Below are 2,082 nucleotides of genomic sequence, written 5' to 3'. Positions count from 1 at the left end.
CGAACTGGGTCACGAGTTCCTCCCGGTGGGCTGGTCGGCCGCCGCGGCGAGAAGTGGCAGGTAGTGGTGCATGTAGGGCGGGACCTTGAGGTCCAGTACCTCGGCGAGGGGGACCATGCGTACGGCCAGGCCCTCGTCGCCGAGTCGCAGGTCGCTTTCGGGGCCGTCCCAGTGGGCGTGCAGGACTCGGACGAGCGGGGAGACGAGGTCGTGCTGCGGGCCGGGCACCGGCCGTACCCGGGTGATCTCGATCCCGGCCTCCTCGCGGACCTCACGGGCCGCGGTCTCCTGCGGGGCTTCGTCGGCCTCCCGCCACCCTCCGATCGGGGTCCAGAAGCCGGGCCAGGCGATGCCGGGTTCGTCGTCGCGGTGGTGCATCAGCAGTCGCCCGGCCGGGTCGGTGACGAGGACCATGATGCCCTCGAAGTCGTCGATCGTTCCGGGCCGTTCGAGGTAGAGAGCCGTGCCGGAGCGGTGGGCGCGAAGGATCTGCAGGAGCCGCCGGTAGCGGTCCGGGTTCATGTGGGCGTGCCAGTCGTGGATCGTCTCGAACCGCCACTCGGTGTGCTCGGCCGGATCGAGGCGGATGCGGGCCTGCTGCTCGGCGGTGAGGACGCCGCCGTCGAAGACGTAGCCGCAGACGGGGACGGGGTACTCGGTGTCGGCCTGCTCGTGGATGACGGCGACCAGGCGCTTCCGGGCGATGACCTCGGGGTTCTCCGCGACGAGGTCGAGTCCCAGTTCTTCCTGAGCCTCGCGCACGGCGGTGGTGAAGGGCGTTTCGCCGTGCTCGACGTTGCCGCCGGGGAAGTTCCACACACCCGGGTTGATGGTGGAACGCATCCCGAGGACGCGGCCCTGGGGGTCGGTGACCAGGAAGCAGCCGTAAGAGCTGGGCCGGGCGACGGTGGTGAGGTAGCCGCCGACCGGCCGCCAGCCGGAGAGGGCCAGGCGGTCGGTGAGCCACTCGATCACCGTGCGCTGGCCCTCGCTGGTCGAGGGCAGTCGGTCGGCAGGAGCCCACTGGTGGCCGTCGTGGTCGGGCGAGAGGACGACCGGGGTGCCGTCCGGCACGACCGCGGTGAAGACGAACTGCCGCACCCGCAAGCCGCGCTGGTTGACGAAGTCCAGGTGCCGCACGTACTCGAGCGCCAGGCCGGTGAGCCCAGTCTCCTCGGCCAGCTCACGCGCCGCGCCCGCCGGCACGGGTTCGCCGTCCTCCCGCCCGCCGCCCGGGTACTCCCACAGGCCGGGCAGGACGTCGTGCGCGGCCCGGCGGATCATCAGGACCCGGCCGGAGGCGTCGCGGACCACCACACCGACGCCGATCCGCTCGATGCCTTCGCGGAGGGCCAGGTCGGTCAGCACATTGAAATTGATCACTGGGAGGACTCCTCGCTCTGTCGGGCGGGCACAGCCCGCGGGTCGGTGTCGGTCTTCGCCACAGGTCTTCCGGATACGGGTCGGTGTGCGGGTGCACGGTACTGCTGTACTGGACACTCAGATGACCAAGTGGCCTAATCGGGAACCGAGTTCATGAGGGTTCTGCGGGCGGCTGGCGTCCGATGATGGTGCTGTTCGAGTGCGGCGTTCAAGTGGATTACCCCCGGGTGAGCCCGGGTCGAACGGGGACGTTTCGAGCACCGCACGGGCGCGGCCCAGGGCGTCTTCCAGCCGGTCGCGAACGGGCTCGGGTAGGACGGCGGAGCCCAGTGCGCAGGCGGCGAGAGCCTGTTCGAGCGCGGCCGTCAGGCCAGGTTCGAGGCGGTCGCGGACGCCTTGATGGGCGAGAAGCTCGCGCAGCGCGTAACCGTCACCCGATTCACCCGTTCGGCTGGACAGCTCCTCGATCAGGTTTCGGGCGGCGGGCGTGTCCGGTCCAGCGGCGTCGAGCGCGGTCAGGACGAGGCGGGCGGCGAACACGGCCAGGCCCTCGTCCGGCTCGAATGCGAGGCAGTGGCCGATGGCGGCTTCGGCGGTGCTGGTGTCGCCGGGGCGGCACAGCGCGGTGAGCACCGCGGTGACGGCGTCCTCCCAGGGGTCGCCCGGCTCGGTGTCCTCCAGTAGCGCGAGGGCGCCGGG

General features: G+C 71.2%; 1 protein-coding gene and 1 pseudogene. Both read right to left on the bottom strand.

The window, feature by feature from the left end:
- Nucleotides 1-9 precede the first annotated feature (9 nt).
- Nucleotides 10-1,383: an NUDIX hydrolase gene (locus KS423_RS44230; RefSeq protein ID WP_224285325.1), complete on the bottom strand. Its 1,374-nt coding sequence runs from the start codon at nucleotides 1,381-1,383 to the stop codon at nucleotides 10-12.
- 117 nt (nucleotides 1,384-1,500) lie between these two features.
- A pseudogene (locus KS423_RS44225) lies at nucleotides 1,501-2,082 on the bottom strand (hypothetical protein); the annotation flags it as partial.

It is taken from the genome of Streptomyces sp. LS1784 (genome assembly GCF_020103755.1).
In the GTDB taxonomy this organism is placed as follows: domain Bacteria; phylum Actinomycetota; class Actinomycetes; order Streptomycetales; family Streptomycetaceae; genus Kitasatospora.
Note: the sequence above shows the minus strand (reverse complement) of the source record. Positions and strands in the feature narration are given on the sequence as shown.